At 38.9% G+C, this 6,647-nt stretch carries 6 protein-coding genes; 3 read left to right on the top strand and 3 right to left on the bottom strand.

Features of this window, described 5'->3' with window-relative positions; all coding sequences use genetic code 11:
* Positions 1–1,173: ATP-dependent helicase (locus GCCT14_RS03220; protein WP_192875491.1), on the top strand; the 1,173-nt coding region annotated here is incomplete at its 5' end.
* Here the strand turns inward: GCCT14_RS03220 and GCCT14_RS03215 are convergent.
* Positions 1,151–1,933, bottom strand: coding sequence for a hypothetical protein (locus GCCT14_RS03215; protein ID WP_157952552.1), 783 nt, complete (start codon positions 1,931–1,933; stop codon positions 1,151–1,153). The genes GCCT14_RS03220 and GCCT14_RS03215 overlap by 23 nt on opposite strands.
* A gap of 157 nt (positions 1,934–2,090) precedes the next feature.
* Between GCCT14_RS03215 and rpsT the strand changes: the two genes are divergently transcribed.
* Positions 2,091–2,387 (top strand): 30S ribosomal protein S20, encoded by a 297-nt coding sequence (gene rpsT / locus GCCT14_RS03210; RefSeq protein ID WP_108624217.1) that lies wholly within the window; start codon positions 2,091–2,093, stop codon positions 2,385–2,387.
* On the top strand, positions 2,384–3,895 hold the full coding sequence (locus tag GCCT14_RS03205; protein ID WP_108624216.1) for a CocE/NonD family hydrolase: 1,512 nt from the start codon (positions 2,384–2,386) through the stop codon (positions 3,893–3,895). The genes rpsT and GCCT14_RS03205 overlap by 4 nt, the downstream gene beginning before the upstream one ends.
* On the opposite strand, the gene GCCT14_RS03200 is transcribed toward GCCT14_RS03205, so the two are convergent.
* Together GCCT14_RS03200 and GCCT14_RS03195 are read right to left on the bottom strand one after the other, a co-directional pair.
* A complete protein-coding gene (locus tag GCCT14_RS03200; RefSeq protein ID WP_204592940.1) occupies positions 3,857–5,533 on the bottom strand; it encodes an ATP-dependent DNA helicase in 1,677 nt (558 codons plus the stop codon). The two genes, GCCT14_RS03205 and GCCT14_RS03200, sit on opposite strands and share 39 nt — an antisense overlap.
* Positions 5,530–6,647: exodeoxyribonuclease V subunit beta (locus tag GCCT14_RS03195; protein WP_157952551.1), on the bottom strand; the 1,118-nt coding region annotated here is incomplete at its 5' end. The genes GCCT14_RS03195 and GCCT14_RS03200, both read right to left, overlap by 4 nt.

Genomic DNA, 6,647 nt, shown 5'->3' with positions numbered 1-6,647 from the left:
TACTCTTGGCGAGGAGCTACTATACACAACATTCTTTCACTGCCTAACATATTGCCGAACATAACCGTACTTCCACTGGAAAAAAACTACAGAAGTACGAACGTAATCTTACGAGCAGCAAATCATTTGATATCCCACAATAAGGAACGTTTTCATAAAGAACTATGGAGTGATCTAGATAAAGGAGAGCCGATATCAGAATACGTGGCCAATTCAGATCTTGATGAAGCTTTTCAAATAGCTCAATCCATTTTAGAGCTTCACAAAGGGGGGGTTCGTTTTAAGGACATAGCTGTCTTGTATCGTACACACGCTCTCTCTAAGTCAATAGAGGACGCATTAATTAAAAAACGAATACCATACCTAATGTTCGGGGGCCCTTCTTTTTACCAGAGAAAAGAAATTAAAGACGCGCTTGCCTTTTTTCATATTCTTAATTGTCCATACAATAGATGCGCAGCCGAACGTATCCTGTCCATTCTGCCTGGAATCGGAAAAAAAAGCGTAGATAGGCTTTTATCAAAATTGGAATACACAAAAGATTTATCTCTTTCCTTGGAAAAAAGCCTAGAGCTACCTTTCAAAAATACACAACAGAAAAAGAGTATTGAATCACTCCTAGCACTTTTCAAAAAACTGAAAGACACACGTTTTGACCTATACGTGATAGCACAGCAAATCGCCAATTCAGATTTGATCAGGGCTAGCTTAAAGGATCCAATTGAAGAACGACTACAACATCTAGACGAGTTTGTTCTGAAAGTACTCCATTGGCAAACTCAAGATTCATCCATCTCACTTTCAGAATTTTTGTCCATGATCTCTCTTACTTACGGTGAAAAAGGGAAACTGTCAGATGGTAATCAAGTACAACTAATGACAATTCACTGTGCAAAAGGGCTAGAATTCGATACGGTCTTTCTTATCGGTTTAGAGAAAGGTATATTTCCTATCGGGGAACAAGATGAACTAGAAGAAGAAAGAAGGCTTTTTTACGTAGGAATGACGCGCGCAAAACAACGCCTCATATTCACAAGATCTAGGAAACGAACCATTTGGGGGCAAACACGCTTCCAAAGCCAAAGCAGCTTCTTGGATGACCTAATGGATGGAGAAATAGATCGACACCTAGTACAATCTCACACCTTCCCTACACTCTTTCGACATTCCTAATTTTTATTTCAAAAAGCTTACTTCTAGGAAGGTCTTTTCCAACCAAGTCCCTCTGAATAGAAAATTCTCCACTCGCTAATGCTATTGCCTCTTCCTCAGAAAGCCTAAAAAACATCCATCTAGCTACTTCCTCAGGGAATTCACTTCTCAACTTGCTCCAAGCTACACCATATCTCTTCTGAAGAAAATAATGTCTAATTAGAGCATATGCCCAACTAGAACAAACAAAAAAATAAGAAGCTTTGATAGAAAAAATAGACCCATAAAAGAACAGTGTCGATGGTAAAAACCAAGAAGATACCCAGAGAAATGGAATCCACGATTTTTGAGAAAAAAAAGATCCCCACCCCCTTCTTATGGAAGAAGAGGAAAGAGAATAAGCCAAGTACTCATCAAAGCATCCTTCTTTAAAGGACGCTCTAGCAGCATGAGAAAGTTCGTGAAGAATTAACTCATCTAACGAACAAAAAAAAGCAGCTCCAAGATTTACTGAAACAAGAACACGACCATCATCGTAAATATCGCAAGATGCGCCGTGCCAAGGCCAAAATCCATTGGTCTTCTCTTCTACCTCAACCCAATTAGGTGAGATCCCCCAGTGCCATTCCAAGGTTTCTAAAACAACAGAATGCTTTGGATCCACAGACCGTTCTGTGTAAAGAGCGACTCGCCTCTCCCACTCTTGCCACGACTCCATGGGCCCAGGAATCATTCCTTTTTTATCCATTCGAACGAGCAATTCTTCTCGTGTCCTACTCATACTCATAAACGAGCCTTGCAAGATTTCATGCAATAAACTCAAATTTATCTAGAAAAACAAGAGTTGGCAATCTTCAGTTTTATGTAGAGCACTCTTGACGACATAACCGCACCACAAACAAAATGTGTAAATCTTGGTTTTATCTCAGAGGGGAAAGATGCAAAAAGACGAAGGGAAAAAGACGAAAAAGCGAACATCAGCAGAAAAAAGAATTCTTCAGGCAGAAAAAAAGCGTCAGATAAATCGTGCTGCTAAGTCTAGAGTTCACACGTCCGTTAGAGCACTTCTTTCTTCAATTCAAAGCAAATCAGTAGAATCTGCCTCTAGCAATTTGAATAACCTTTTCAGTCTGCTAGATAAAGGTCTAAAAACCGGCTTGATGAAAAAGAACCGAGTAAACAGGATCAAGTCAAAGCTGTCCAAAAAAACGCATCTTATGAAAATTGCAGAATGATAAAGAACTTTATAGCTCTCTTATTCTTAGCCCCTTTTTGCCTTTCAGCTACGCCTTTATTTGACAGAGTTACAAGAATAGGTTCATTTCAAGACATATGGCCTCCTTCTTCATCATCTAGCGTACCCACTAGAAGTGGTAAAAATCTAGAGGTGCTACTTTTCTCACCAGAGTCAAGCGAGCCACCTTGGCCCACAGTTATATTGATATCTCCATACAAATTGCAAAGGACCTTTGTAGAGCAGCTTATTCCACTTAGAAAGAAAGGGTATATGATTGCGTATGTAAAGATTAACCCCAGTTTGATGAATTTTTTATCTTCAGATGTTGTTTTCCAAGACGTTGAAGATGTTTGTTCTTGGATGAAAGAAAATATTCTTTGCAACGGTCAAATTGGCATGTGGGGTCCTTCTGCTTCAGCTATCATAGAGACTATCCTAGGTGGTAGAGGAATACCTGGCTTGAAATCCATCTACGCTATAAGTGCGAGCCCGCAGTTAGCTAAAGATTCGCTATTTTTAGGCAATGTTCATAGAGAAGACTTGCGTAATAGTAGGCTGAGTTACATTTTTAACTATTTATTAGGAAGTCTATCACTTGACGCATCTTCTATTATTTTCGAATGCATCAAGCCAAAAAAGTGGATTACAGACAAACAGCCAACTACACTGTACTGCACAGGATGGTACGACTTCTTCTGTCAAGGAACAATAGATCTTTTTATAGAACACGGTAAGCAGTCTTCGTCAAACTCAGTAATTGTAATCGGTCCTTGGAGTCACTCTCCTGTGATAGACCCTCTTACGACTTTACGAGATGAAAACAATCCACCTGTTGATGTATCCGCTCAAAATTGGTTCGATTTAACACTTAAGAATCAACTATCTGAATCTGAGATAAGCTCTTTATACTATGTTATTCATCCAGAATTTGGAGAATGGAGGCGACTAGAAAAATGGCCAATTCCATTTAAGGAATGTGTGTTTTCATTTTCCACACCAAATATTGTTGTTAAACACGATCCTTGTAATCCATTTCCTCTTGTTGGAGGTTGGAATTTTGATAAAAGCCAACCCTCAGGCCCTATTCTACAAAACAAAATTCTTGACCATCCTTCTTCAAACAAAAGCCTCATTGAACTTTATCCAACGGACAAAATTGTAATTACAGGAAGACCTATGATTTGCATATCCTGTATCGCTGATAAACAGACTATTTGCATGGCCAGAATTTGTCACATTTCTAAAGATGGTAAATGGATACCAGTGTCACACATGGCTAAAGAGATTGAAAAAGGTGAACATGAATACATGCTAGACTGTTCTCCTACAAGTTTCATGCTTAACCCTGGTGATAGAGTTGGAGTTATATTTTCATCCTCATGTGAGAATGTTCTCGTATCTCCTTCAACGCCTACTGAACTAAATCTTTGTTTGGAAAAAAGTCGAATTATTTTTCCGATAGAACGCTCAAGTGAAGACCCTCAGCAGCCCTGCCTCGCTCCTTAAGATAACTTTGGAAATAGCAAGTTCGACTTCTGATCTATGCGCCCAAACGGTCATTTTCTTTTTAGCTCGCGTTAGAGCAGTGTACAACAGTTGTTGACTCAAAAGCCTGGCACTAGCCTTGGGTAATATAACTACAACATGCTCGAATTCACTACCTTGTGATTTGTGAATCGATAGACACCATCCGTATCTGAGATCACGTGAAGACAGCTCGTACTGAAAGAAGGTGCCGTCTTCTTCGCGCTGCAAATTAATTATTTTATTTTTCGATAGAGGATCTAAAGTCGATGTATCTATCCTAATTATTCCCTGATCACCATTGCATAGGCCTTCTGAAGTTAAATTTTTAATCACAAGTACAGGAATATAAAAAGATTCTATTCCTTTGTTACGAGCTAGAGAAATAAGCCAAGAAGTAATAAAAAGATTCGCCTTATCGCTGCCAACCTCGCTAATTCTAAGAGGAACGAGGATTTTAAGTTCATCCATTAACGAAAAAGCTTGTTTATCTGAAGCAGTTAGCCACGTCTTGAACCAATCTCCAAAAAGTTGGCAAACTTCTTGTGGCCAAGTTGCCCTGACAGGCTCTTCAATCCAATGAAGAGAAGAATCTTTGCTCAAAATCTCGAAACACGATTCTACTTCACCTGAAAGAACCTTTTTCGTAAGGCTGCTTAATCCCTCAGTCTCCATACGGACAAATGTTTCTAATTGTGTAAGAACATTATGTTTTTTCCCCCATTCAACCAACAAAGAAAAAGCTCCGCCCATTTCTATAGAAGGAAGTTGATTTACATCTCCCATGAGAAGAAGTCGAGCTCCTGTCGGGATTGCTTCTAGAAGATAAGAAAATATATGTGCATCAATCATCGAACATTCATCTAAAAGTACGAAGTCATAAGGAATCGGATTTAATCTGTGATGAAAAGGAGAATGTGTAGAAAGCCCCAAAGCGCGATGAATTGTCCCACAAAAGCACCGCTCAGAAACAAGCAGTCTCTTCTTAAGTGAGGCAACAGCTTTTCCTGTAGGAGCAAGAACAGCTACACGAAACCCAGACGCAATAGCGTGCTCGATGACAGTAACTGCAGTAAAACTTTTTCCTGTTCCAGGACCACCAAGCAAAAAGTAAATATTATTTTTCTGAACATCCTCAAAGCAAATTTGCTGTTCACGATTAAGATGAAGTGGGGTCTCTGATTGTTTCCATTTCAGCACAGGGGATGCTTCGCTTAGGCGAGTTAAAGAACAAACAAATGAGTCTAAAATGCCCATAAAACGTGGAAGAATAAAATAATCCTCAACTCGATAAAGAAGAAAAGGCGAGTAAGGGGCCCATGAGAACCCAAGCCAAGAAGGAGAAGGATTAAACCTCGCAGATCGAATTTCTCTTTCCCATCTATCAAGCGCTAACCCATCATCGTCAAAATTTTCTTCTTCAACTACATCGTATACTGACGGGAAAACGTTCTCTGAAGTTACTCGAACGCAAAAATAACCTGCAAAAGCAGCTTTCGCAACAAAAGAAAGCAAAGGGTGAAAACTTACACTTGATGGGTCCCATTCTTCGGCAAGTTGAACTACACGTTTCTCTAGATAAGAAAGACAAGATGACCACGGGAATTCCATATACTTCATTGAAATAACAATCCACATTCCGCTCGTAAAAAAAATAAAATAGATCCTCCGAACTTAAGGGAAGAGCCTACTAATTTTTTTTTCAATGCATTAGAATAGAGCTCCAGCTGCTCTTGATAGGAGTATTCCAGACAACATTTTCTAAGTTGGTCTTCGGTGTAATCAGATGGTGAATCTCCCAACCAATTGGATTTCCAATCCAGTAGAAAAACTACTCCATCTTTTTCAAATAATAAATCTATAACTCCAGTCCACAAGTCTCCCTTATTACGAACATTACACATGGAAAAAGATAGCTCCGTAATGCAGTTTACAGGAGAAATTTCCTCTAATGAAAATCCCAAAGAGGGAAGAGGCAATTTAAGAGTTCGTTCTAAAAGTAAAAACAAATCATTCTGGTCCTGTTCACTCATCACATATGGTGAATGTGTAAAAATCATTTTTTTCCAATGTGCAGTGGTAACACAGCGAGAAACGATCATACGAGATAGAGCATCGTGTAAAAATCTCCCTACAATCTTTCCTCTTGGAATCTGCATCCAGTTTGACCAAGATATGGACTGCAATTCGAATCCTTCTTTTTTCATTATGGACGCTTTGTGAGACCTAGTGAATGAATTACGAAAAACAGACGGTTTCCATACTATGCAATCCTCACTCTTATGTGAGGGACATTTATTGAAAGTCAACTTGAAATCTAGCAAGGAAACTTTCTTAGCAAAAAAATCATGCTGAAGAAGAAATTTATTAAAAGATTCAAATGAACCTATTTCAATAAGATTGTATAAATCAGAATAAGATGCGCCTGGTCTATCAAAATTAGCAGCAAATAATTCGATTGGGGCAGCTGAACCACGCTTTAAATTTCTGTTTGCCTTTTTATTGGCAGGTAGGGGAACGAAAAGGTGTGCCTTGGCTCGTGTCATTGACACATAAAGCAGTCGAAGTTTCTCAGCATCACATTCATCAAGATGTGCATTTAATTCATCACGGTATAAAGAGCTTCCTATAACACTGACGATATCTCCATCAGACTCAACTTGAATCCAAGAATCATCAAGAGAACGATTAGTCAATGAACGATCAGCTAAACCAAGAGCAAATACAGTGTCGA

This window comes from Candidatus Similichlamydia epinepheli (assembly GCF_003056015.1).
This window is presented reverse-complemented; position numbering and strand designations above follow the sequence as displayed.

Bases quoted from the DNA above. Each gene is read 5' to 3' on its own strand.
- GCCT14_RS03215 (WP_157952552.1), bottom strand. From the start codon at position 1,933: ATGAGTAGGACACGAGAAGAATTGCTCGTTCGAATGGATAAAAAAGGA.
- GCCT14_RS03200 (WP_204592940.1), bottom strand. From the start codon at position 5,533: ATGAAGTATATGGAATTCCCGTGGTCATCTTGTCTTTCTTATCTAGAG.
- rpsT (WP_108624217.1), top strand. From the start codon at position 2,091: ATGCAAAAAGACGAAGGGAAAAAGACGAAAAAGCGAACATCAGCAGAA.
- GCCT14_RS03205 (WP_108624216.1), top strand. From the start codon at position 2,384: ATGATAAAGAACTTTATAGCTCTCTTATTCTTAGCCCCTTTTTGCCTT.